This is a genomic window from Candidatus Pseudoscillospira sp. SGI.172 (assembly GCF_050313575.1).
In the GTDB taxonomy this organism is placed as follows: domain Bacteria; phylum Bacillota; class Clostridia; order Oscillospirales; family Oscillospiraceae; genus Vermiculatibacterium.
The window spans coordinates 13,056-37,943 of sequence record NZ_JBNPLQ010000016.1 but is presented as its reverse complement, the minus strand read 5'-3'; the positions used below and the strand labels follow the sequence as shown (position 1 = coordinate 37,943).

The following is a 24,888-nucleotide window of genomic DNA, read 5'->3' as shown; positions in this document are numbered from 1 at the left end:
GGCGTTTTATGAATCAGCTGTTATTTTTGGACGGCTGCGTCCGGGGCGAACAGTCCCGGACACTGGCCCTGGCCCGGCACTTTTTAGCGCGGTGGCAGGCACAAAATCCCGACTGGTCGGTGGAACAGGTGGATCTGGCGGCGCTGGAGCTGCGCCCCTTCTCCGGGGCCGAGGTGGCGCGTCGGGGCGAGCAGGAGCGCTCCGGCGCTCTGGACGGCCCCGACTTTGCTCTGGCCCGGCAGTTTGCCGCCGCCGACCGCATCGTGCTGGCCGCCCCCTTCTGGGAGCTTTCTTTCCCCGCCGTGGTCAAGCTCTATCTGGAGCACATCTCGGCGGTAAACGTCACCTTCCGCTACGCTGAGGACGGAAGGTGCGTGGGACTGTGCCGGGCGGACCGGCTCCTCTATATCACCACCCGGGGCGGCTCTTACGACGGCTCCGAGGATGAGTGCGGCTGGCGGCAGATCCGCGGGCTGTGCGGCATGTTCGGGATCCAAGAGCCGCTGCTGCTCTGCGCCGAGGGGCTGGACGATGTCCGAAACGACGCGGAGGCTCTGCTGGCGCAGGCCCGGGCGGAGGCCGACGGGCTGGCTGAATTTTTCTAATGGTGTTTCCCGGCGGTCCTCTCACAGGGCCGCCGGGAGAAATCCCCCCTGGCGCAGCACTGCACGAACTGCGTCAGGGGGTGTTTTCTTTGTAAGTTTTCCGATTCCGGAAAGAATTTTTTGGAAAAACTGTTTCCCTCACTATGTGTCTGGATGAAGTGTACGTTTTTGTCAAAAATTGTTGTAATTTATGGCGGATTGTGTTACATTTGTACTAAATTCTGGTGAGCCCTTCAGGTGAAAGCGATTTTTCTCACCCGCGGCGGCATACAGGCAGGGCTCGAATCAAACAAGAAATCCAAAGCGGGAATGATCGAGAGCCGATCACTTATGGGAGGGACGTACCCATGCCGGTTAAAACAACGATTCTGATTGCGGAAGATACAACCGTCAACCGCAAGGTGCTGGTAAAGCTGCTCTCCGCAGAATATGCTCTGGTTGAGGCGGAAAATGGGCAGGAGGCGCTGGATCTCTTGCGCAAGTATGGAAACTCCATTTCCGCAGTTATTCTGGATCTGATCATGCCGGTACTGGACGGCTTCGGCTTTCTGAAAGCCATCCAGAAAATGGACGCCTATAAGAACCTTCCCCTCATCGTCGCAGCAGACAACATGGGCGACCAGTCCGCGGTGGAAGCGCTGAAGCTGGGCGCGTGGGACTTTATCACAAAGCCGTACAACGGCGACATTATTCGGTTCCGGCTGAAAAATGCCATTGAGCGCAGCCAGTTCTCCGCATTCAATCAGTTGAAATTTCTGGCTGAATACGACACGCTGACCGGGATCTACAATAAGACAAAGTTTTTCCAGATGACCCGCAAAATGCTGGATGCAAATCCCGGGACCCTCTTTGCTTTTCTGCGCCTGAACATTGACCAGTTTCAACTGATCAACTCCTTCTTCGGCAGCGAGGAAGGCGACAAACTGCTGTGTTTTTTGGCGGACAGTTTCAGAGCCGCATATTCCAGCGACACTTATACTTACGGGCGGATGGAAGCAGATGTTTTCGCCGCCTGCTTTGCTTACTCCACAAAGGACGCGGTCCTGCTCCACCTGGAGCACGCAAAAGAGCGCATCAAATCCTACAACCGCAGCTTTAATATCGTTCCGGTCTTTGGCGTCTATTTTTTGGATGACCTCTCCCTGGGGGTCAACGAGATGCTGGATCGGGCGGAGCTGGCGGCAAAAACCTGCAAGGGGCAATATCTCAGCACCACCGCGATCTATCAGCCTCAACTCCGACAGCGGCTGGAGGAGGAGCAGGAGATCGTCAACGAAATGTCAGACGCGTTGGAACAAAAGCAGTTTTGCATCTATCTGCAGCCAAAATATGCGCTTTTCACAAACCGGCCCGCGGGCGGGGAAGCGCTGGTACGGTGGCACCACCCCCAAAAGGGCATGATCTCTCCCGACGAATTCATTCCTATTTTCGAGAGGAACGGATTTATTTCCAAACTGGATTACTTTGTGTGGGAGTCGGTCTGTTTTCTGCTTCATCAATGGCTCCAGCACGGCATGTCGCCCTCTCCCATCTCTGTAAACGTGTCCAGAGTCAATCTGTATGACCCGAATCTGGTGGACATCATCACCGATCTTATCCAAAAATACGCGGTCCCTCCCCACCTCCTCCAGTTGGAAATGACCGAGAACGCCTATATGGGCAACCCGCAGATGATGGAGCAGGTGGTAAACCAGCTGCATAAAGCCGGCTTCACTGTTTTAATAGACGACTTTGGAAGCGGATATTCGTCTCTCAGTGTCCTGAAAAACGTAGATGTGGATGCGCTCAAGATCGATATACGTTTTTTTGAAAAGACCCGTGTATCCGGACGCGGAGAGAATATTATCGCCTCCATCGTCCGCATGGCCAAATGGCTGAATCTCTCGGTGATTGCAGAGGGCGTGGAGACCCAGGAGCAGGTGGACTTTCTGCGGAGTGCCGGATGCGATTATGTGCAGGGATTCTATTTTGCCAGGCCTATGCCCGTAGACGATTATGTCAATTTGGTGCGTGAAACGAACTCCGCGGCCCAGACAGCCGTCGAAGCCGGTCGGTATGCCGGCCTGAATCCGGACCGGCTCTGGAGCCTGGAGCCGGAAATGCTCCTTCTGTTTTCAGACGACCCGTCCCCCAAAGCGATCTGCGGGTTCAACGGAGACGAACTCGAACTGCTGCGGGTAAACCTGGCATTCAAGGATCTGCTCGGTTTCGCCGCCGATACTTCTCCTCTCGATTTTATCGCCCCCGAACATCACGAGAGTGTGCTGGCCGCATGCTGCTCCTGCGCGGAAACGCAAGAGCGGGAGGAATGCGAGTACCGGCGCGTCACCGCTCACGGAAAACAGCTTTGGATCCGTCTCACGCTTCAGTATATCCAGCAGGTGGGCACCAAATATATTCTGATGGCCCACATGGAAAACATCACCGCACTGAAGCTGATGGAAACAAACTATCTGGATGCCCTCTCTCACTCCCCCACCCTGCGCAGATTTGACCTGAGCAGGCCTTTCACCCTTTCCAATATTCGGGAACTGCTCGCCTTTCTGACCCAGATCTTCGACGTGGCACGGCTGGTGGACCCGGTCAATACATCCGTTGTCAGCCTGCCCAACGAAGGCGGGCTCGCCTACAAGCCCTATACCTGCTTCAACGTATGGGGTAAAGGCACCCGGTGCGAAAACTGCTCCAGCATCTGTGCCCTGAGAAACGACTGCCGTATGACCAAATACGAATACATCAAAAACAACATTTTCTATGTCGTGTCCAACCCGGTCACGGTAGAGGACAATCTGGGAAAATGCCACAAATTTGCCCTTGAATTGGTCAGCCACATTTCCGACCATCTGATGATCACACCGCCTAACGGGAAAACGATCGAGCAGATGATCGAGGAGACCCAGAAAAAGATTTATACGGACGCGCTCACAGGTGCCTACAACCGGCGTTACCTCTCTGAATTGATGTTTTCCCACCATGCGCAGAAATGCGTGGCCAAGCGACTGGGCCTCGTGCTGCTTGATTTGAGCAGATTTAAGCAGATCAATGACCGGTACGGGCACGAGACCGGGGACAGTCTCCTGGTCGCAACGGCAAAGAAACTGCGGGAGACGGTGCGTCAGAGCGATTCTGTGATCCGCTACGGAGGCGACGAGTTCGTGGTGATCCTCACCGAATGCAGCGAGGCCCAGGTCATCGACGCAGTTGAACGGATGCGGAAAGCGCTGGGCAGCATTCCGTACTGCGGCGAGGGCACCTCGTTGGTCCAAGCCGATTTCGGCTATGCGTACACAGACCGATTTGACACCACCTACGCCACGGTTCAGGAGCTGCTGCGGATCGCGGATGCTGCAATGTACCGGGAAAAACATTTCCACAAGGCCACGACCCAAGGCTGACACAGCACGCAATTCAACTCCACAGCAGCCGGAAAAAACGCATGCGGCCCCAAATGTAGGGCCGCATGCGTTCCTCCGAAAGGACGATAAGATATGAGCTTACAGACTGAGGGATCCGCGCTGACGCTTTTGAAGGCTTTTCTGTCCGCAGACCTGGAACAGCGGGATGCAGAAAAAGCGCTCTCCTTCTTAAGCCGGGACATTTGGTGGTATGGGACAGGCGCAGACGAGGACGTCCGCGGGATCGCGGAAGCAGGACAGTATTTTCAACGGAAAATGGAATCCGCTCCCTTCGCATATCAGGTTGAATACCTCAGCTGTGTCGATCAAACGCAGGCAGACGGGACCGGCGCAGCGCATGTGAAGTGTCATATAACCGGCTGCGGCATCACCTTGCTCTGCCGATGCAGCGCTTTCATCCGTCCAGAGGACGGCAAGCTCAAAATCTATGCCCTTCATATGTCCATCCCGGACTCCATACAACAGGACGGCGAATACTTGCCTTTTTCCCTGACGGAGCAGTATGAGCGGGAGCTCCATCAGGAATTCCTCAACGACATGATCGAAGGCGGCATTCTGGGCAGATATGATGATCCGTCGTCGGAAATCTTCATTGTGAACCGCCAGCTACTGGGCTTTCTCGGCTATCCCTCCGAGGAAGCTTTCCGGGCTGCTTTAAACAACTGTGCCGCGAATCTGATCCACCCGGAAGACCGCGACGCCATCGCCCGCTCCACGGCTGCGCAGCTGGCGCGAAATAAACGCTACCTGGTGGAGTATCGCATGATCCGCCGGGACGGCAGCACTATCTGGGTGGAGTCCCGCGGGAAAGCCGTACTGACGAAAAGCGGGCGCACTGCGCTGGTTGGGATCATCAATGATATTTCCGCCCGGAAGAACGCAGAGCTTCTGGTCAAGGCTCAGAATCAGGAAATCCGTAATCTCTATGACATCATTCCAGGCGGTGTGTTCATCTGCAAGTTCAATCCGGACTGGGACGTCACATTCGCCAACGAGGGGTTTTACAGCTTTCTGGGCTATACACGCCAGGAATTTACACAACTGTTTCATAATAAAATGTCGGGTGTCATTTATAAGGACGACCTGGCGAACATGATGTCGACCACCCAAGCTCAGCTCGCAAACAGCAACTATGTTGAAAATATCAATCGTCTGGTGTGCAAAGGCGGCACAGTAAAATGGATCTCCATTCACGCACTTCTCTGCCGAAGCCAAGAGGGCGCAGAACATTTTTACTGCACCTTTGTGGACATCACCGGTCAAAAAGAGGCGGAGCAAAAGCTGCGCGAAAACGAGGAGCGATACCGCATCGCCATTGAGGGTGCCGGTATCACCGTCTGGGAATATGACATTCAAAACCATCGGGTGATTTTGCCCCAGAACAGCCCGAGAGCTGACGGGGAAATGCTCGTTTTTGAAAACTTCCCGGACTCCGTGGCTGACAAATTGGGGATCTCTCCCAAGCAGTTTGATGAGCTGAAGGGCATGCTCCATTCCATGGAATGTGGGGCGAGCAAGGTCAGCGGTGATTTTTGGGTGACCAACCCACAGACGCACAGCCGTCGGTGCGAACGGGTAACCTATTCTGTCGCCTTCGATCAGGAGGGCAGGCCTGTTACCGGCTACGGCGTCAGCATGGATGTCACCCAGAGCAAGCTGGCGGAAAAGCGCTATCAGGAAGAACTCACTTACCGGGATCAGGTCGAGGACTCGGTGGTCGCCACCTGCTGCGTCAATCTCAATACACGCAAGGTAGAGAGCATGCGCATTGTGGGACGGCCTGTCCCCGTGCAGATCGATCGAGATCTCTTTGATTACCGAAAGCGCACCCTGGCCTTCCTTGTCGACAACGAGATGTCCGACGCTCAGAATGAACGGCTCAGCCCGGATGGCCTGATTCGCTCCTACGACGAGGGAAACACCGCTGTATCCGAAGAATACCTGGCCCGTATCAAAGAAAACCGGTATTGCTGGATCCGGGTGGATGTCAATCTGGTCAAGCACCCGGAGTCGGGAGATATTTTGGCGTTTTTCTATAACCGGGATCTGACGGACGACCTGATCCGGCTCAACATTATGAACACGGTTCTGACAAAAGACTATGAAGAGGTTGGGATCGTAGATTTCCGAACCGGCTTCTATAAGAGGAATGCTGGAAACGAAGCCTTAAGCCAGGCCGGAGGCGAATGCAGGTATTCCGACAATATAGAGCGGTTTTGCACATCTTGCGTGGCTGAGCAGGATCGCGCCCGCATGGTCAAGCTGCTTCAGCTCCCTTATCTGAAAAAAATGATTCAAAAACACCGCATCTACGAGGTGCAGTTTCTGGGTTTGTCCCGCACTGGACAACGCCGCTTTTTTCTCATGCGCTTTCAGTATCTCGGCAGCAGCTGCAACATTATGCTGATCACCCGGCAGGATATTGACGACGTTGTAAAAAAAGAGCAGCAAAAGCAGCGGCAGCTGGAGCAGGCTGTGGCTGCCGCGAACCAGGCCAGCCAAATCAAGAGTCAATTTCTCTCCCGTATGAGCCACGAGATCCGCACCCCGTTGAATGTCATTATCGGCCTTGCAATCCTGGGGCAGAAAAATCTGGCCCGGCCGGAGCCCAACCTGGACGATACCCGGGACTATGTCCTGAAAATTTTGGATTCTTCTCATTATCTTCTCTCCATCATCAATGACATCCTGGACATGTCAAAAATTGAAAGCAGTAAAATCACGCTGTCATGCCAGGTGATGGACTGTCCCCATGTTCTCAGCAGCATCGACACCATTATCGGCACACAGGCAGCGGCAAAAAACGTTCGTTTCAAAATCCGGCAGCAGGTAAAATGTCCTGAACATATGCTGGGGGATGTTACCCGTGTGGAACAGGTCCTCATCAATTTGCTGGGCAACGCGGTCAAATTCACGCCGGAGGGCGGCGAGGTGAGTCTGACCATAGACAAGCGTTGGGAAAACCGGGATCAGGTGTGTCTGGAGTTTGTGGTTGCAGATACCGGCGTTGGGATCTCGGAAGAATTCCTGCCGCATCTCTTTAAACCTTTCACCCAGGAAAATGCAGAGATCACCTCCGCCTATGGCGGAAGCGGGCTCGGCCTTGCCATTGCCAGGCAGCTGACCCGGCTGATGAACGGAGACCTCACTGTAAAAAGCCAAAAGGGAAAGGGGTCCGTCTTTACCGCCGTCATGTGTTTTTCCATTCAGCACACCTCTTCCGACGCCGGGGACGAGTCTCCACCCGCCGGGAAATCTTATTCCAGTCTGCGGAACCGAAAGATCCTTGTGTGTGAGGATCACCCACTCAACACCATCGTGGTCAAACGGATGCTGGAACAACTCGACTGCACAGTCGACACCGCGGCAAACGGGAAACTGGGGATGGACGCCTTCCGTTCCAGCAAGTTGTGGGAATATGACGCCGTGCTGATGGATATCCGTATGCCGGTAATGGACGGCCTTTCCGCTGCCGCGGCCATTCGGGCAAGCAAACGCGCAGACGCCAAAAAGATTCCGATCATTGCCATGACGGCCAACGCTTACGAGGAGGACATTCGCCTTTCCCGGAATGCCGGCATGAACGCCCATCTGGTCAAACCCATTGAGCCGGATCCGCTGTATGAGACTCTGGCGGAGCTGTGCCGGAAACAGAAAGGACAGGATGTAAAATGAATCCAAAACTTCAGCTTCTTGAGCAATGGGGGTGTGACATCAAGGGTTCCCTCCCCCGCTTTCTGAATGACGAAGAATTTATGCTGGAGTGTATCACCGAAGTCTCCAAGGACCCCGCCTTTGACGCACTGGAAAGCCATCTCCTCCAAAATGAGGTCCGGCAGGCCTTCGATGCTGCTCACACCCTCAAAGGGATCATTTCCAATACTGGCCTGAATCCACTTTACAGGTACATTGTCACAATTGTGGAGCCGCTGCGCGGAGGGTCTGCCGCAGGACTGCTCCCACGCTGCGAGGAACTGCAGACCGCCCGACAAAAACTGATCTCACTGTTGAAACGTTGATCCGATCCCACCGGACTGCACGTTTTTCCAAGAACAGAAGAAGTCCAGCAAACTTATCGTTTGCTGGACTTCTCCGTTGGCGGAGCGGGTGGGATTCGAACCCACGTGCCCTTGCGGACAACCTGATTTCGAAACTGTTCCACTTAGGCGTCACATCGAAGCAGTACACGGTAGTTACTGTGCCTTGAACCCGTTGAAAAATCAGGACTTTTTGAGTATTTGATACAAGAAAAACAGGGGTGGCAGGCGCTTTCGCATTTTCCGAAAAATGCGAACAAAAATGGACAAAGGATAGAAAATAGGATAGACCACATTTCTGAGAATCATTGGTTTTCTCTGCTGTCGGCAATCACCAGAAGGGAGAACTGAAATGGATCTGCTGACCTATTATTCGGATATTGCCGCAGCATATCCGGAGTATATTACACAAAAGCAGTTTTGTGAAGTGTGCGGAATATGCCACAAGACTGCATATAATTTAACCCGGCGCGGAGAAATCTCATATGAGATAGTAGATACCCCTACCGGGCGTATTCATCACATTAAGCTCACAGATGCACTTGCCTATCTTTACAAAAAGGATACGCTTTATGGAAATGATGAAAATGTAAATCGGCAAATATATGAGGTGCTGCAGGCACATTTTTCATACCTGCCCGATCTCCTTCGGACACAGCAAATCAGGGAACTGACAGGGTTTTCAATGACCGCTATTCAACGCTGGGTACTCGAAAAGCGTATTACTGCCATACTCGGAAGAAAAGGTTGGAATATTACAAGAGATTCGCTTGTAACCTTTCTTTCATCGTCCTATTGCCTACGCGGAAATAGAAAACCACAGAAATTTCAAGCCATATTGGAAAAATGTGCTGGCGAACTGAAAACTTGAAAATTCAGGGGCAGGGATTTCCCTGTCCCTTTTCATATCCAATAGAACAGGAGATAAATCTTTGTCCTAGGTACCTTTCCAGATATTCTCTATGGCCGAGATGTATTTACGAACTTTGTTAATACGGAATCTCTCTTAATCCCCATGGAAAGCAGATATTCAATCTTTAGTAATTCGCATGTAGATTCAAAGTCATTCGTTTTATCAAAAGTAACCGGGGAACAAATCAATCTATTTCTATCAACAGAACCCACATGGGTCCCCAAGCCATTATGCTCTGTAATCAAACCTTTGCACCCGACAATGGAGATACAAACATAAAAGCGAGGGGTTTCAAGAGTGGGAAGCATTACCTCCGAGTAGTTCGCAACAACAGATTGAATAATATCCCAAAGTGCGGCCCATGCGATACCCTCGCGATTAATGTTTGCAAATTTTGAAATATACCAATTATCAAGCGGAACAAAACATTCGATACTTCCGTTTTTTCCTACAGAACACTCTGCCTCGCCAGAATGCTGCCTGTACCGAAGTCCCTCAACATTCGGAATAGAGTCATAAAATCCACCTATTTCACTGAATATGGATGCATAGCTGACTTCTCCACTGCGTTCCAGCGAAAACACACTTTTGTTATGGCTGGGATCTGTGAAAGTTTCAGGGAAGATATGAAGAAGTAAAAAACGATAATCATCTCCGCTTACGGTTTCGTTTTGACCGCAGAAAAAAGAAATCCGTTCTTTACGGAAATTGAGTATTTCATTCTCAAGTGAACGAGATTGCAGAAACATATTCCTCAACTCCATATATCCAATGCTCCTTTTTCCATTCCCCATACGCCTATAAATCCGGTAATTCGACTCATCCTCCAAATGAATATAGGGAGAGAAAGCATCATGTGATACTGCGATAATCACAACATACTTCCCGTTTTCTAGCAAAATAAATTTAAACTTGACAGGGGGCATTTTGGGCATGATTGAGGAAAGATTATTTTTTCTGTCTAATTCAAACCTATCTGTATTGTTCCCTTGGATTTCAATACCACAGAGTTCGTTGGCCATGCCGTTACGGTCGCTTATCCCGTATAGCAAATACCCTCCTTCTGCATTAGCAAAAGAACATATATCGCTTCTAAATTCAGCCAGATGCTCAGTCCTCTTTCGATCTCCCTTTGCGTATTCCAAAAAGGAAAAAGTGGCCTTGTAATCAATGTACTCACACTCTCTGTAATCGGGGTTATCTATCAACATCTGTAAATCAGACACATCACAGTCTAAAAAAGATTTCCCATTAATCGTCGGCAACATAGATATTCCCCCTATACGGTAATTTCGTATTGTATCGCAAAACATTGGCACTAATATATTCGTTTGATGCGATAATAGTGCAATGTTTCATCGTATAGACCATGCTTTCATTTTACAACGATTTTGAATACGCTACAAGGGGGAGTGCCGCAAAGCGCTCTCCCTTGTTGTAGCCGCAAAGCGCTCTCCCTTGTTCTATATACATCTTTATTTGGAGGTGAAGCCCGTGGCCGCATTGCCCTTGCCATATTATTACGGTTATGAGGCCGAACAGTTTTCTTTCTACCGCATACCAAAACGGCTTTTTGAAGATGACCGCTTCCGGGGCGTGTCAACCGACGCGAAGCTGCTTTATGGTTTGCTGCTTGACCGCATGGCCTTATCTATGAAGAATGGCTGGCTGGATCAGCAAGGCCGCGTGTTCATCTATTACCCTGCTGATGAAATCATGTCGGTATTACATTGCCGAAGTGAAAAAGCGGCAAAGCTGATGGCAGAGCTGGACTGCAAGAAAGGGATCGGTCTGATTGAGCGCGTCAATCACGGTCAAGGCCGTCCCACGATGATCTATGTCAAGAACTTCGCAGCCCTGCCACCGCATTAGAAATGAAGTGCATTTGAATAACAGGATCAGTCTGCCTATTTTCAGAACTTCGATTATCGAATTTCAAGACCTTTGATTATCGAAGTCCTTGACTTTCGGAAATCGAAAAGGAATAAGACTGAGTAGAACAAGACTGAGAGAGTAAGAAAGAATACTCTCCGAGAAAAGAATAATTGCTGTGTAAAACTTGGAGCCGGGAGGCTCCTTTTTTGTTGGAGGTGTTTGAAGTGAAAACTATCGCCCTTGCAAACCAGAAAGGCGGCGTTGGCAAGACCACCACAGCCGCCAGCCTTGCCATTGGTCTTTCTCGGCAAGGTAAAAAAGTCCTTTTGGTGGACGCAGATGCCCAGGGGAACCTAACCCAGATGCTGGGATGGCCGCAGCCGGATGAACTGTCCCCCACCCTGGCCGACCTGATGGGCAAAATCATCACCGACCAGCCGGTCAGCGCCAATGAGGGCATCCTGCATCACGAATCCGGCGTCGATCTGCTGCCGGCAAACATCGAACTGTCTGCGCTGGAGGTCACGCTGGTCAATGCCATGAGCCGTGAAACGGTCATGCGGCAGCTTTTGTCCACCGTGCAGGATCGTTACGACTATGCCCTCATCGACTGTATGCCCTCGCTGGGTATGCTGACGCTGAACGCACTGAGTGCGGCGGACAGCGTGATTATCCCGGTGCAAGCGCATTACCTCCCTGCAAAGGGCCTGGAACAGCTTTTGCGGACCGTCGCCCGTGTGAAACGGCAGCTCAATCCCAAACTGGAGATCGACGGCATCGTGCTGACGATGGTGGACGGCAGAACCACCCTGGCAAAAGGCATCAGCGAACAGATCCGGCAGGCATACGCCGGTCGGGTCTTTGCCAGCGAGATACCGCGCTCTATCCGCGCCGCCGAGGTCAGTGTGGAAAACAAGAGCATTTACGACCTCGACCGAAACGGCAAAGCGGCGCAAGCCTATGAAAATCTGACCAGGGAGGTGCTGAACATTGGCAGGCAGCCTAAAAAACATCGGTCTGACCTCGCTCGATGACCTGTTCAAGACAGATGAGCAGCGGCAGGCAGACGCGCAGGAGCGGGTGCAGATCGTCCCTGCTGACCAGGTTTTCCCCTACGCGCGTCAGCCGTACTCCATCGACCGCCCCACGCAAGACCTGGCGCAGCTGATGGACAGCATTGAGCGCGTGGGCATTGCCGAGCCGCTGATCGTCCGCCCCCGCGATGGCGGCGGCTATGAGATCATCGCAGGCCACCGGCGCGACTACTGTGCAAAGACCATCGGGCTTGAAACCCGCCCGGTCATCGTCCGGGAGTACAGCGATGAGGACGCTGATATTCTGGTGGTGGACTACAACATTCACCGCGATGACCTGCTTCCCAGCGAGAAAGCCAGGGCTTACAAGCTGCGGCTGGATGCTATGAAACGCAAGGCCGGACGGCCCACAAAAAATTCTGCCCAAGTTGGGCAGAATTTCGAGGGAAGAGTGTCTGTTGAGATTTTGTCCGAGCAAGTGCAGGAAAGTCGTATGCAAATCCAGCGTTATATCCGTCTGAACAACCTTATCCCATCCCTTCTTGAACGGGTGGATAGCGGCACACTGAAATTTGTCCCTGCGGCGGAATCCATCTCATACCTGTCCGAAAAAGAGCAGATCTATCTGGCGATGGTCATGGAGCGCGACGAGGTATCCCCCTCCATGGATCAGGCCAAGCGTTTAAAGCAGCTCAGCGCCGAGGGGAAGCTGGCGGAGAACATCATCGACCTCATCATGCGGGAAGAAAAGCCGCTGGAGCGTAAGGTCACGCTGCGGAATGACAAGCTGGAGCGGTTTTTCCCAAAGAGCTACACGCCGAAGCAGATGGAGGATGTCATTTTGAAGCTGTTGGAAGGCTGGCAGCGAAAGCGCCAGCAAGAGCAGGCGCGATAGGAGGTGCAGAAAATGCGAAGGAATGAATTGCCCGATACCTGCCTTTCTGTCCTGGCATCGACAGGGCAGCTTATCATCATCAAAAGGGGCGAGCATGGCTATTATCCGTCCGATTGGGACACCGGAGACCGGGCAGAGAACAGGAACATAGCTGACACCCACAACAAGCGGCGCGGTATTTCGGACTTTCAGGAGACAGCCATGATCGCAGGCTCCATGTTCGGCTGGACCTTACCGGGAGCCTCGCCGCAATGGTATCTGGACAATGCAAAGTATGTGAACTCCAATCCCGCAAAGGGCCATATCAAAGATCCTGTTATGAGTGTGTATTATCCGTTCAATGATTTCCTGCTGCGTTATGAAATTATGGGCAAACAGCGGCTCTATCTTCCAATGTCTGCCCTGCCGAAAGAGCTGATGGGTGCTGATGCTCAATTTGTCATGCAGCCCGACTTGGTGCTTGGAATGCCAGTCATGCCGGTGACGGCACCCTTTGGAGATAACGTGAGCTGCACGGTTCAGTTGGAGGACGGCAGCTACACCACCGAGAAAGAAATCAACGCAGAATATCAGATCACGGCGCGTGTCCGCGTCGGCAATGCCGAGTTTGTAATCGGGGAACACCCCAAGGCTCCCGACCAATTTGTAACATGGGAACGCAACTGTCAGAACGATGGTGACGGCCCGCCCAATTACTTCTGGGGACATTACGGATCAGACCGCGCCGCCATCATCGAGGACTTTTGCGAAAGAGCCAGCGGTGAACACCGGCTCCAACACCCTGTCCACGAACAGAAAGCTGGAAAGGAACGGTGAACCATGGATAAACGCGAAATGGCCGGTGATTATGAGATTTTGCAGGCTGTCCGGCTTGGAGGCAAAGAGGTATTGCTTGGCTACAATCCCAAAGACGGCTGTGCGCCCTATATGACCAGCTATCGGGTGGTGAACTTTTTTGGCGACTACATCTACCCGGAAGCGATAGCCGGCAATGATTATCTCGAAATCATGCAAGCATTTCTGAACCGGGTGCAGGAGCAGGCAAAAGTGGTAGAACAATTCCGTGAGAACCGGAAGGTGCCGATTGAAACGCTTGGCAGAGAGCATTGCCGTGAACGGGGAGAAAAGGAGAGCTTGGAAGGCAAGCTGATTATCCTGCGTCCTGCAAGCCTTGCACCGGAATACCGTACCGCCGACTGCCAGCTTGGTTTTGCCACAGGCGGCTTCGGATGTTCTCCGGGCGCTGGCGGACGCGCCGTCTACTTTGAGGAACTGTATTCCGGTGAACGGTGCCGGTGGGAAATCGGGGATGTGCTTGGCATTGCCAATCCGGACACGCTGCCGGATTGGGCTAAGGAAAAGCTGACTGAACGGGAAGACCAGCATAGAAAGCCCAAAAAGCTGGAACGAGGTGAAGCCCGATGAAGTACATTCGCCAACTGGCAGCAGACGAACCTTTATACGAGCGGCAGGACACCTGCGTGATCTGCGGCAGGTATCTGCCGGAGGGCAGCGGCATGGTTTGTCAGGACTGCATGGCTGCTGTGGACGAAAAATATGCCGCGTATCAGCGGCGAGGAGGAAAGAAATGAACCAGGAACCTGTTTTAATCAAAGGCGTGGTGGCATTCCCCAATCCGAACGGAAATCGGGAAATCCGATTTATCGACGCCTTTTATCACGATCTTTTCAAGATTCCCGACCATAGCAATATCGTCATCAGCTATCTGGACGGGGGCAAGCGGTGTGTTCCCTGTGAGTACATCGACGATACCCATGTGGATATTGACGGCACAGCTTTTCATATCTGCCAGTTTGCCGAGCTGATGATGCGCAACGGCGCAACCTATGAGCCGGAGCATCCCCCGGCAGAGCCAACCTACGGCACCTATGAAATCTATCAAATCAAGGAAGTGGGCCGGGTGGACTACTGCTTTATGGGATATGAACGAGCTAAGAAGCAGTTTGACCCCAACGATTACCGGCGCGAGTATGCGTATATGCTGCCGAAGGACATGACCCTTGAGGAAGTTTTCAGCCGCCACAATGCGGACACCCGTCCCTTCAGTATGCGGATGCGCTCCATGTCTGTCAGCGATGTGCTGGTCATCAACCGGGACGGCAAGAAAACCGCATACTATGTGGACAGCTTCGGCTTTCAGGAAGTCAAGCAGTTTTTCAAGCAGAAAGCGCCGCAAAAGAATACCCGGCCCATAGCCAAGAAACGGACAGAGCCGGAGCGATGAGGAGGTGTTCCCTTGCCCACAAAATTTCAGCTTATCACCGAACTGTACGGCCATACGCTGAAAAGCGTTACTGCCAGCTACCAAAACTGGACAGGCTTTCTCCGCGCCGCCTGTTACAACTACAAATGCCCCTTTGACGAGCAGATCCTGATCTATGCCCAGCGCCCGGATGCTACGGCGGTGCTTGAAATGAACCGCTGGAACCGGCAGTTTGGCCGATGGGTGAACCGGGGAGCCAAGAGCATCGCCGTGTTTGGTGACGATGGGCAGAATGCCCTGAAGCTCTATTTCGATGTGTCGGACACCCATGAATCCCGCTTTTCCCGTCCGCTGCCCATCTGGAAAATGGACGCAGCCTTTGAACCGGCAGTCATCGAAACGCTGGAAAACACCTTTGGCGACCTTGCCGAGAAAGGAACACTGGCAGACGCGGTGCGTTCCGCCAGCCACAATGCCGTGGCGGACAACTTCCCGGACTACCTGCAAGATTTGCAGAACTGCCGGGAGGACAGCTTGCTGGAGGAACTGGATGACCTCAACCTTGAGGTGTTCTACCGGGACGCGCTGGAGGTCAGCGTGGCCTATATGCTGCTGACCCGCCTGGGCCTGCGGGCGGACGAGTATTTTGACCTGGACGAATTTGTCCATGTGTATGATTTCAATACGCCGACCACCATCAATGCCCTGGGCATTGCCACCAGCGATATTGCGGAGATGGGTCTGCGTGAGATCAGCCGCACGGTCATGCAGGCACAGCGGGAGCAGTTTTTTGCAAAGGACGGCCAAAACCGCTATGATGCAAATACAGAAAGACAAATTGACACCGAAAGGAGCGAGAATCATGGAAGTCACATATCGGATGCAGGACGGCTTTCAGGTGCCGAACCTGCTGATGCCGCAGGAGCGGTCAGTCCATCTGGGCAAATACGCGGAGCTGCGGCGGCAGTACCTGATGAAGCACCGGCGCGTACTCTACACCAACCTGAAAACGAGCTGCCGCCTGACGGAGCATCTGGCGGAGATCGAGCAGACGGCGCAGAAGATGGTGGAACAGACCGTGGCGCAGATGGCCAAAGCCGAGGGCGTGACGGAGGAACTGAAAGCGAGCGACCCGCTGCGCTGGACGGGCCTGATGAACAACTTCAGGCACTCAGCGGAGGAAATGGTGCTGAACGCCCTGATTTACAGCTGAATGACGATGACGGAAACGCCGGGAGTGACGCACTTCCTGCCTTTTTGGATACCCACCTCATCGAAGCCATCCTGCTGGATGACGGCGGGCGGAAGCACAAGCGGCAGGACATCTTCAATTACTTTCAGGCTCATCAGAACCTTGCGGAGCGCACGGAGTTTCTGAAAAACAGCTACAACGATATATGGGTGGAGGTCCTTGCCGGTACGGATAAAATCCGGGTGGGCTACCACGCCGAACAGGACGGACTTCTGATGTGGGAAGGCAGCTACCTCTCCCGCACATCGGAGTCCGTTTTTTCGTGGAGCGTGGTCACAGAGATGACCGAGGGCCTGATCGAGCGCGGCGAGTACAAGATCAAGCTGGGACTGCAAAATGCCCCGGTGATGGCAGAGCAGCTTGCCCTGTTCGACATGGGCGGCGACGCCCCTGTGTACGAAGCCCCGGAGGGAAACCTGTCCGGCCCACTGTTCCCGGCGAGGGAAGTCCCGCAGGCGGTCATTGACCAGACCCTCTATACGGCAGGCAATTCCTATAACAGCGCCTACCGGGTGGCGGTGTTCTATATGCGTGAGCGTCCGGAGGCGGACTGCATCGCGTTCCTGCGCCGGGAGTTTGGCACAGAGAACGGGCGCGGCATTGAGTATGAGGGCCGCAAATATGCCGTCTGGTTCATGGAGGACGGCATCCATCTGGTGCAGGGCGACAGTGTCCGCACCGGGTACAGCCCTACCGTAGTGACCTGGGAACGGGCGTCTGCCCGAATACTGGAGCTGCTGGAAGCAGGTACCTACCTGTCTGCGGCAGAGCTGGAGCAGGCCCCGGACAAGGTGCTGTCTGAAATGGCAGACGCCCTCCTGATGACCGCCCGGGAGCTGACCAAAGAGGGACGGGAACAGGGGCTCTTTCCGCAGACGCTGGCCATTCACGACCAACACAAGGGATACCCGGAGCTGGACGCGGATGTGGTGGCCTTTGCAAAAAGGGACGGCGGACTGACCGCTTTGGCGGAAGAATACCACGCCTTTTTGAATGCCTATGCCCAGGATGACAGCATCACACGCTTTCGCCTGTCACAGTACAACACCCACCGGATCGGCGTTGTGCTGGATGGCCTTTCCTACCCGGAACGCAGCTTCACCGCCCAGCCGGATTTCCTGCGCCAGTGCAAAATGTTCATCACCCAGGACGAAATCGACCGCTTTTTCCTGAGCGGAAGTGTTGAGGAGCGGTTATCTGTCTATTCCCACCTCTGCTATCCCCATACGCCGGACGAGAATCAGAAATTCATCAAGGGCCAGTTTGGCGAGTACAGCGGCGGAGCGCACGACGGGTATGACTACGCGAAAACCCACAAGGGCCTGACCTATCAGCGGGATTATGCCCGCAAGCGGTATGCCGAGGTCAAACTGACCATTTCCAATGTGGTCAAGGAATATCAAAAACTCATTACGCAGAAACGCTTCCCCGGTGAGGACGCTATCGCCAAAATCCCGGAATATGAGCGTGGGCAGTTGGCTCGAATCGTCTACAACGGTTTTTACAATGCGCCGGACGATGTTCCGCGTCCCTATCCAAAGGGTGCGGATTATTACGATGCGATTCCCATGATCGAGGAGCAGCTGCAAGATAAGGGCAAGACTGCGGAAATATTGGCGGCGTTGACCTCCCGGCTGGATGGGACGGACGAGAGTGACCGTTTCTATGATTCCGTCCGCCGCGCAAAGGATCGGCTTTCGGAGTATGTGGACGGCACTTTCAGCCTGTTCAACCACCGGCATGATGCTCCTCAGCAGGAACGCAGCTTTGTGGAGCAGGTCGCAGAGGATGCAGCACGGCTTGCCGCAGAGCAGCCGCCCGCCTATGAGCGGTTCAGCGTGATCGAAACGGACGACGGCTACGCCGTCTGGGACGATATTCGGGACGAAATTTATGTTGGCAGCGAGGGCGTCCGTGAGACCTTCCCCAGCGAGTGGCAGGCTGAGGATTATCTGGAGCAGGTCAGAAAGGCAGTCAACGAAAAGGAAGCGGCGGAATGGCTCTATGTGGAGCGCGCCAAAGACACCGCCGCAGAGCAGCCGGTCGAGCCGCCTGCGGTACTCACCCAGCCGAAAAAGAAAAAGCAAAACGCGCTTGCCTATCCGCTGGACCCGAACGGCAGCAACTACCGCATCACCGATGACCACATCGGAGAGGGCGCACCGCTGGAGCGTTTTCAGCGCAATCTGGACGCGATCCGTACCCTGAAAACCGTGGAGACGGAGAACCGCACCGCCACAGCGGAGGAACAGACGGTGCTGGCACAGTATGTGGGCTGGGGCGGTCTGGCGGACTTCTTCGATGAAAAGAACCCGCGATACAGCGAGCTGAAAGACCTGCTGATGGACGCCGAATACGCCGCCGCCCGCGAATCCACGCTGACGGCGTTCTTTACGCCTCCTGTGGTCATCCGCAGCATCTATGCCGCCTTGGGGCAGATGGGCTTCACACAGGGGAACATCTTGGAGCCGTCCTGCGGCATCGGCAATTTCCTCGGTATGCTGCCGGAAGATATGAGCGGCAGCAAGCTCTACGGCGTGGAGCTGGACGATCTCTCCGGCCGCATGGCCCGCCAGCTCTATCAGCGCTCCGGCATTGCGGTGCAGGGCTATGAGAAAACCGCTTTCCCGGATAATTTCTTTGATGTGGCCGTTGGCAATGTACCTTTCGGCCAATTCAAGGTGGCAGACAAACGGTATGACCGGCTGAACCTGTCCATCCACGAGTATTTCATCGCAAAGACGCTGGATAAGGTCCGCCCCGGTGGCGTCATCGCCTTTGTGACCTCCAGCTTTACCATGGATAAGCGCACCGCCAATGTGCGGAAGTACATTGCACAGCGGGCGGAGCTGCTGGGAGCCATTCGTCTGCCCAACAATGCGTTCAAGGCTGCGGCAGGGACGGAAGTCGTTTCGGATATTCTGTTCCTGCAAAAGCGAGACAGGATGGTGGACATAGAACCAGAATGGGTACACCTCGCAACCAATGATGACGGTATCCAGATGAACAGCTACTTCGTGGACAACCCGGACATGGTGCTGGGCGAGATGAAAATGGTGTCAGGGCCGTATGGCCCGGAGCCGACCTGCGCGCCCTTCCCAGATCAGCCGCTGGAAAGTCTCCTTGCCAACGCCATCCAGAACATCCACGGCGAGATCACGGCCTATGACCGGGAGGAAGAACTGGAGGGCGAGGACCAATCCATTGAAGCCGACCCCACCGTCCGCAATTTCTCCTACACGCTGGTGGACGGCAAAATCTATTATCGGGAAAACAGCCGCATGAACCCGGTGGAGGTATCCAAGACCGCTGAGAGCCGCATCAAGGGCATGACCGAGCTGCGGGACTGTGTGCGGACGCTGCTGGAGTATCAGACCGAGGACTATCCCGAAGAAGAAATCAAAGGTCAGCAGGCCAAGCTGAATACCCTCTACGATGCTTTTACCCGGAAATATGGCCTTATCAATTCCCGTGGCAATGCCATTGCCTTCGATCAGGACAGCTCCTACTTCCTGCTGTGTTCACTGGAAATTCTGGACGAGGACCGGAACCTGAAACGGAAGGCCGACCTGTTCACCAAGCGCACCATCCGCAGCCACAAGCCCGCCGAAAAGGTAGACACGGCGGTGGAGGCGCTGGCGCTGTCCATTGGCGAAAAGGCTCATGTGGATATGGACTATATGGGCAGACTCACCGGCAAGGATGAAGAAACGCTGTTTTCTGAGTTGACCGGCGTGGTATTTCTCAACCCTGACTACAACGAGGGCGTAAATGAAAAGTACCTGCCTGCCGATGAATACCTTTCCGGCAATGTGCGTCAGAAATGGGCGGTTGCCAAGGCAAAGGCGGAGCAGGACGCGCAGTATCAGGTCAACGCCGACGCACTCGCACAGGTGCAGCCGGTAGACCTGACCGCCAGCGAGATCTCCGTCCGGCTGGGCGCGACATGGCTGGATACGGAATATGTCCGCCAATTCATCTTCGATACTCTGAATACACCCCGCAGCGCCCGTTTCAAAATGAAAGTCCACTACTCCAGCATCACCGGCGAGTGGCGCGTTGAGGGCAAGAACCATGATCGCGGCAATGTGAAGGCCATCAGCACCTACGGCACCAAGCGCATCAACGCCTATGAGATCATTGAGGACACCTTGAATTTGAAGGATGTCCGTATTTTTGATTATGTGTACGATGCCGATGGCAGGAAAACCGCTGTCCTCAACAAGAAGGAAACCGCCATCGCCCAGAGCAAGCAGGAACTCATTAAAGACGCCTTTGCCGAATGGATCTGGAAAGACCCTGATCGACGCGAAGCCATCTGTAAGACCTACAATATCCTGTTCAACAGCAACCGCCCCCGCGAGTATGATGGCAGCCACATCAGCTTTTCGGGCATGAACCCGGAGATCACGCTCCGCAAGCACCAGGTCAACGCCATCGCCCACATTCTCTACGGTGGAAATACTTTGCTGGCTCATGTAGTGGGCGCCGGCAAGACATTTGAAATGGTCGCGGCGGCGATGGAGTCAAAGCGGCTGGGCCTGTGTCAAAAATCTCTCTTTGTGGTGCCCAACCACCTGACAGAGCAGTGGGCCACTGAGTTTTTGCAGCTCTATCCTGCGGCCAATATTCTTGTCGCCACCCGCAAGGATTTTGAAACCAAAAACCGCAAGAAATTCTGTGGGCGCATCGCCACCGGCGACTACGATGCCGTTATCATCGGGCATAGCCAGTTTGAGAAGATCCCCATGAGCGTAGAGCGCCAGCGGGCCATTCTTGAACAGCAGATCGACGAAATCATGATGGGCATTTCCGAAGCCAAGCGAGAAAAAGCGGAGAACTTCACGATCAAACAGATGATGAAAACCCAAAAGGGCCTGCAAGCCAAGATCGACAAGCTGAACGACCAGAGCCGCAAGGACGATGTGGTCACCTTTGAGGAATTGGGCGTTGACCGTATCTTCATCGACGAGAGCCATTATTTCAAAAACCTCTTTCTCTACACGAAAATGCGGAATGTGGGCGGTATTGCCCAGACCGAGGCGCAGAAAAGTTCAGACCTCTTTATGAAGTGCCGCTACCTCGATGAGATCACCGGAGGGCGCGGCATTGTCTTTGCCACCGGCACCCCCATTTCCAACAGCATGGTGGAGCTTTACACCATCCAGCGTTACTTGCAGATGTCGGCGTTGGAGGAGCAGGGCTTACAGCACTTCGACGCATGGGCGGCAAACTACGGGGAAACCGTCACCGCAATCGAGTTGTCCCCGGAGGGAACCGGCTACCGGGCCAAGACGCGCTTCGCCAAGTTTTATAACCTGCCGGAGTTGATGAGCGTATTCAAAAATGTGGCGGACATTCAGACGGCGGATATGCTCAAGCTGCCCGTGCCGGAGGCGCATTACCACAACATCGCCCTGAAACCCTCCGAGTATCAGAAAGAGATCGTGGCGTCGCTGGCGGAGCGCGCCGAGAAGGTCCGCAACCGGCAGGTGGACAGCAGCGTGGACAATATGCTGCTTATCACCAATGATGGCCGCAAGCTGGCGCTGGATCAGCGGCTCGTCAACCCCATGCTGCCCAGCGATCCCAACAGCAAAGCCGCCAAGTGCGCGGAGAATGTGTTTGAGATCTGGCGGCGCACCGCAGACCAACGCTCCACCCAAATGATCTTTTGCGACCTCAGCACACCGAAGGATGACGGCACATTCAGCGTTTATGATGATATTCGCGCGAAATTGCTGGAATTGGGCGTTCCCGAAAACGAGATCGCCTTCATCCACAACGCCAAGAGCGAGGTACAGAAGAAAGACCTGTTCGGCAAGGTGCGGAGCGGTCAGGTGCGTATCCTGTTGGGCAGCACCCAGCGTATGGGAGCAGGCACCAACTGCCAGCAAAAGCTCATCGCCTTGCACCATCTCGACTGCCCGTGGCGTCCGTCCGACCTTCAGCAGCGTGAGGGGCGCATTATCCGGCAGGGCAACGAAAACCCAGAGGTGGACATTTACAGCTATGTCACCGAGGGTACCTTCGATGCCTATTTGTACCAGCTGGTAGAATCCAAGCAGAAATTTATCAGCCAAATTATGACCAGCAAATCGCCTGTCCGCTCCGCCGAAGATGTAGACGAACAGGCGCTTTCTTATGCCGAGATCAAGGCGCTGGCCAGCGGCAACCCCATGATCAAGGAAAAGATGGATCTCGACATTGAGGTGTCCAAGCTGAAGCTGCTGAAAGCCAACCATCTTTCTCAGAAATACGCGCTGGAGGACGCCATCAGCAAGGGCTTTCCGAAACAAATCGCGGAAACGCAGGCGCGGATCGCCGGGTATGGCGCGGATATTGCCACGGTCAAGGAAAATACCCACCCAAACGCGGACGGTTTCTCTCCGCTTACGCTGGCAGGCGTCACCTACGCTGACAAGAAAGAGGCGGGCGCGGCGCTGCTGACCATGTGCCAAACGATGCTCTCCCCGGAGGCGACACAGATCGGCAGCTATCGCGGCCTGACGCTGGAGCTGGCCTTTGATACCTTCGCACGGGAGTACCGCCTGACCATGATCGGGCAGCTCCGCCACACGGTCACGCTGGGAACCGATGTGTTCGGCAATTTGCAGCGCATGGACAATGCACTGGAGGGACTGCCCATCAAGGAGCAAACCTGCCGGGAGCAGCTTTCCAATCTGCAAACGCAGTTGGAAACCGCAAAGGCAGAGGTACAAAAGCCGTTTCCCCGCGAGGCAGAGCTGAACACCAAAACGGCACGGCTGGAGGAATTGAATACCCTGCTGAATTTAGACCACAAGGAGCCGGAGATCGTAGACGCCGAGCCGGACGAGGATCAAAGGCCGCCGGAGCGCCGCAGACCGCAGTTGGAGCGGTAAAACCAATAGAAAACGGAGGAAATTATGGGTTATCAGGAAAGCTGGCTCTATATCGAGCCGCAGCACAAATTCAAGAAATTGATCCAGGCATACGAAAAGGCGGAGCAGTCCGGCTACTATGAGGTGGCCGGTGCGGAACCACATTCCGTTATTGTTTTGAAGCAGCCCTTTGGCGATATTCCCGCAGGAAAGAAGCTGCTTTGGGTGTGCGGTGACCGTGGCTTTCACTGTGCCGCTGGCGTATTTGGCGGCGAGCTGAAATGCTCCGGCAGGCTTCGCGTGATCCCGGTGGAGGAGGTGCTGGACGGCACCGACGATCCCCGTATGGAGGGGCTGGACTTTGACAGTCCGGCCCCCAGCGAAAACGCCTATATGAAACGATACAGCGTCGCCAATTACGCCCACCGGATGCGGGCGGGTTTGGCACGATAGAAAGGGACTGCACATGAACAAGAAAATTACAGAAAATGACCTATACGCAAAATTGAGGAAAGAACGCGAAGAACTCTACAAGATCATTGGTAAAGAAGGAATTACCGATCAGAAAGTCCGTATTGATAAATACGCGCATCTATATGTTCTGCAAGACGAGATGACAGAGTACCTGAGAGCACGGAGACTGAGCCAAGCAGAAATCGAAAAGCTGTATGCAGTTGAAAATTTCTATGAGTATATCCAGAACTATTTGCTACATCACAAGGATGTTTTTAACTACCCATATCAAAAATGTGCTGATTCTATTCTTTATCCAGAGGACTGAGAAAAGATCGCTGGGAGGTGAGTGCCATGCCCTACCTATCTAAGGAACAGATCGCTGCCGCCCGCGAGATGGACCTGCTGACCTACCTGCGGCGGTTTGAACCGGAAGAGCTGGTCCATATCGGCGGAGACACCTATGCCACCCGCACCCACGACAGCCTAAAAATCTCCAATGGAAAATGGTGCTGGTGGTCGCGTGGTATCGGCGGCACAAATGCACTGGACTATCTGACCCGCGTGGAGGGACTTTCCTTTCTGGATGCCGTGCAGCGTATTCTCGGAGAACCGCTCCATGTGCCGCCCAAATCAGAGCCGACCGCACCGCTCCCGAAAACTGAATTTACCCTCCCACCCAAACACGCCGACACCCGGCGTGTTTTTGCATATCTGCGGAGCCGGGGCGTTGACGCGGAGATCATCAACCACTGCATCAAGCATGGGCAGCTTTACGAGGACGCCGAGCGTCATAACTGCGTATTTGTGGGTTATGAACATGGAACCCCTGCCTACGGCGCACTACGTGGGACGCTCTCAGAAACCACCTTCGTCGGTGAAGTCCCCGGCAGCGATAAGCGGTTTTCCTTTGCCGTTCCCCTTTGCGCCGGCGGCAAAACCCTCTGCGTGTTTGAATCCGCCATAGACGCCCTTTCTTACCTGACGCTGCTGAAGCTACGCGGGCAGGATTGGCGCGCCGCCAATACGCTGTCCCTCTCCGGCGTCTATCAGCCGCGGAAGAATGGCTCGATCCGATTCCCCGCGGCGCTGGAGCAATACCTGAAGGACAACCCCGGCGTGGCGCGGATCGTGCTGTGTCTGGATAACGACGGGCCGGGACGGGCGGCGTCTGCGGCCATTCAAAAGAGACTTTCCGAGTATGAGGTCATCGACAACCCACCCCGCCGCGGAAAGGACTACAACGACCAGCTCCAGATGGTGAAAGGGATCAGCGGCAGAGTAAAGACCCGTGGCGGCGAGGCGCGCTGATTTTCTTTTT

The 24,888-nt window shown here is 54.1% G+C and carries 16 protein-coding genes and 2 pseudogenes; 17 read left to right on the top strand and 1 reads right to left on the bottom strand.

What is annotated here, in order from left to right:
• Positions 1-8 precede the first annotated feature (8 nt).
• The 5 genes from ACQRD3_RS07710 (at position 9) to ACQRD3_RS07690 (ending at position 8,929) form a co-directional block, all read left to right on the top strand.
• Positions 9-605, top strand: coding sequence for an NAD(P)H-dependent oxidoreductase (locus tag ACQRD3_RS07710; protein ID WP_080907679.1), 597 nt, complete (start codon positions 9-11; stop codon positions 603-605).
• Positions 606-952: 347 nt separating this feature from the next.
• Entirely contained in the window at positions 953-4,000 is a 3,048-nt protein-coding gene (locus tag ACQRD3_RS07705; protein ID WP_427780788.1) for an EAL domain-containing protein, read from the top strand.
• Positions 4,001-4,093: 93 nt separating this feature from the next.
• Positions 4,094-7,696: an ATP-binding protein gene (locus tag ACQRD3_RS07700; protein WP_427780786.1), complete on the top strand. Its 3,603-nt coding sequence runs from the start codon at positions 4,094-4,096 to the stop codon at positions 7,694-7,696.
• Positions 7,693-8,040: an Hpt domain-containing protein gene (locus ACQRD3_RS07695; protein ID WP_427780784.1), complete on the top strand. Its 348-nt coding sequence runs from the start codon at positions 7,693-7,695 to the stop codon at positions 8,038-8,040. Before ACQRD3_RS07700 ends, ACQRD3_RS07695 begins: the two co-directional genes overlap by 4 nt.
• 370 nt (positions 8,041-8,410) lie before the next feature.
• Positions 8,411-8,929, top strand: coding sequence for a hypothetical protein (locus tag ACQRD3_RS07690; RefSeq protein ID WP_427780782.1), 519 nt, complete (start codon positions 8,411-8,413; stop codon positions 8,927-8,929).
• Between the two features lie 89 nt (positions 8,930-9,018).
• On the opposite strand, the gene ACQRD3_RS07685 is transcribed toward ACQRD3_RS07690, so the two are convergent.
• Positions 9,019-10,239, bottom strand: a complete 1,221-nt coding sequence (locus ACQRD3_RS07685; protein WP_427780780.1) for an AlbA family DNA-binding domain-containing protein — start codon at positions 10,237-10,239, stop codon at positions 9,019-9,021.
• A 235-nt stretch (positions 10,240-10,474) separates the two neighbouring features.
• Here ACQRD3_RS07685 and ACQRD3_RS07680 point away from each other — a divergent pair.
• The 12 genes and pseudogenes from ACQRD3_RS07680 to ACQRD3_RS07625 form a co-directional block, all read left to right on the top strand.
• Positions 10,475-10,831 (top strand): annotated as a pseudogene (locus ACQRD3_RS07680) (replication initiator protein A); the annotation flags it as partial.
• A gap of 239 nt (positions 10,832-11,070) precedes the next feature.
• Positions 11,071-11,880, top strand: coding sequence for a ParA family protein (locus ACQRD3_RS07675; protein WP_427780825.1), 810 nt, complete (start codon positions 11,071-11,073; stop codon positions 11,878-11,880).
• On the top strand, positions 11,837-12,775 hold the full coding sequence (locus ACQRD3_RS07670) for a ParB/RepB/Spo0J family partition protein (protein WP_427780779.1): 939 nt from the start codon (positions 11,837-11,839) through the stop codon (positions 12,773-12,775). The genes ACQRD3_RS07675 and ACQRD3_RS07670 overlap by 44 nt, the downstream gene beginning before the upstream one ends.
• Positions 12,776-12,787: 12 nt before the next feature.
• The gene (locus ACQRD3_RS07665; RefSeq protein WP_427780777.1) at positions 12,788-13,591 is read left to right on the top strand and encodes a hypothetical protein; all 804 of its coding nucleotides are present in this window, start codon (positions 12,788-12,790) and stop codon (positions 13,589-13,591) included.
• A gap of 3 nt (positions 13,592-13,594) precedes the next feature.
• Positions 13,595-14,200 carry a hypothetical protein gene (locus ACQRD3_RS07660; protein ID WP_427780775.1) on the top strand — a complete coding sequence of 202 codons (606 nt, stop codon included), beginning with the start codon at positions 13,595-13,597 and terminating at the stop codon, positions 14,198-14,200.
• Positions 14,197-14,367, top strand: coding sequence for a hypothetical protein (locus tag ACQRD3_RS07655; protein WP_427780774.1), 171 nt, complete (start codon positions 14,197-14,199; stop codon positions 14,365-14,367). Before ACQRD3_RS07660 ends, ACQRD3_RS07655 begins: the two co-directional genes overlap by 4 nt.
• On the top strand, positions 14,364-15,020 hold the full coding sequence (locus ACQRD3_RS07650; RefSeq protein WP_427780773.1) for a YodL domain-containing protein: 657 nt from the start codon (positions 14,364-14,366) through the stop codon (positions 15,018-15,020). Before ACQRD3_RS07655 ends, ACQRD3_RS07650 begins: the two co-directional genes overlap by 4 nt.
• Positions 15,021-15,666: 646 nt before the next feature.
• Complete coding sequence (locus ACQRD3_RS07645) at positions 15,667-16,212, top strand: TnpV protein (protein WP_427780823.1); 546 nt, start codon at positions 15,667-15,669, stop codon at positions 16,210-16,212.
• 2,150 nt (positions 16,213-18,362) lie between these two features.
• Positions 18,363-23,135, top strand: a pseudogene (locus ACQRD3_RS07640) (DEAD/DEAH box helicase family protein); the annotation flags it as partial.
• Between the two features lie 24 nt (positions 23,136-23,159).
• On the top strand, positions 23,160-23,567 hold the full coding sequence (locus ACQRD3_RS07635) for a hypothetical protein (protein ID WP_374737250.1): 408 nt from the start codon (positions 23,160-23,162) through the stop codon (positions 23,565-23,567).
• Positions 23,568-23,580: 13 nt separating this feature from the next.
• Positions 23,581-23,895 carry a hypothetical protein gene (locus ACQRD3_RS07630; RefSeq protein WP_337676120.1) on the top strand — a complete coding sequence of 105 codons (315 nt, stop codon included), beginning with the start codon at positions 23,581-23,583 and terminating at the stop codon, positions 23,893-23,895.
• A 26-nt stretch (positions 23,896-23,921) separates the two neighbouring features.
• Complete coding sequence (locus tag ACQRD3_RS07625; RefSeq protein WP_427780770.1) at positions 23,922-24,878, top strand: DUF3991 domain-containing protein; 957 nt, start codon at positions 23,922-23,924, stop codon at positions 24,876-24,878.
• Positions 24,879-24,888: the final 10 nt, after the last annotated feature.

What these genes read in the sequence shown, in the direction of transcription:
- ACQRD3_RS07710 (WP_080907679.1), top strand. Translation starts at nt 9, where the DNA reads ATGAATCAGCTGTTATTTTTGGACGGCTGCGTCCGGGGCGAACAGTCC.
- ACQRD3_RS07705 (WP_427780788.1), top strand. Translation starts at nt 953, where the DNA reads ATGCCGGTTAAAACAACGATTCTGATTGCGGAAGATACAACCGTCAAC.
- ACQRD3_RS07700 (WP_427780786.1), top strand. Translation starts at nt 4,094, where the DNA reads ATGAGCTTACAGACTGAGGGATCCGCGCTGACGCTTTTGAAGGCTTTT.
- ACQRD3_RS07695 (WP_427780784.1), top strand. Translation starts at nt 7,693, where the DNA reads ATGAATCCAAAACTTCAGCTTCTTGAGCAATGGGGGTGTGACATCAAG.
- ACQRD3_RS07690 (WP_427780782.1), top strand. Translation starts at nt 8,411, where the DNA reads ATGGATCTGCTGACCTATTATTCGGATATTGCCGCAGCATATCCGGAG.
- ACQRD3_RS07685 (WP_427780780.1), bottom strand. Translation starts at nt 10,239, where the DNA reads ATGTTGCCGACGATTAATGGGAAATCTTTTTTAGACTGTGATGTGTCT.
- ACQRD3_RS07665 (WP_427780777.1), top strand. Translation starts at nt 12,788, where the DNA reads ATGCGAAGGAATGAATTGCCCGATACCTGCCTTTCTGTCCTGGCATCG.
- ACQRD3_RS07660 (WP_427780775.1), top strand. Translation starts at nt 13,595, where the DNA reads ATGGATAAACGCGAAATGGCCGGTGATTATGAGATTTTGCAGGCTGTC.
- ACQRD3_RS07655 (WP_427780774.1), top strand. Translation starts at nt 14,197, where the DNA reads ATGAAGTACATTCGCCAACTGGCAGCAGACGAACCTTTATACGAGCGG.
- ACQRD3_RS07650 (WP_427780773.1), top strand. Translation starts at nt 14,364, where the DNA reads ATGAACCAGGAACCTGTTTTAATCAAAGGCGTGGTGGCATTCCCCAAT.
- ACQRD3_RS07645 (WP_427780823.1), top strand. Translation starts at nt 15,667, where the DNA reads ATGTGTATGATTTCAATACGCCGACCACCATCAATGCCCTGGGCATTG.
- ACQRD3_RS07635 (WP_374737250.1), top strand. Translation starts at nt 23,160, where the DNA reads ATGGGTTATCAGGAAAGCTGGCTCTATATCGAGCCGCAGCACAAATTC.
- ACQRD3_RS07630 (WP_337676120.1), top strand. Translation starts at nt 23,581, where the DNA reads ATGAACAAGAAAATTACAGAAAATGACCTATACGCAAAATTGAGGAAA.
- ACQRD3_RS07625 (WP_427780770.1), top strand. Translation starts at nt 23,922, where the DNA reads ATGCCCTACCTATCTAAGGAACAGATCGCTGCCGCCCGCGAGATGGAC.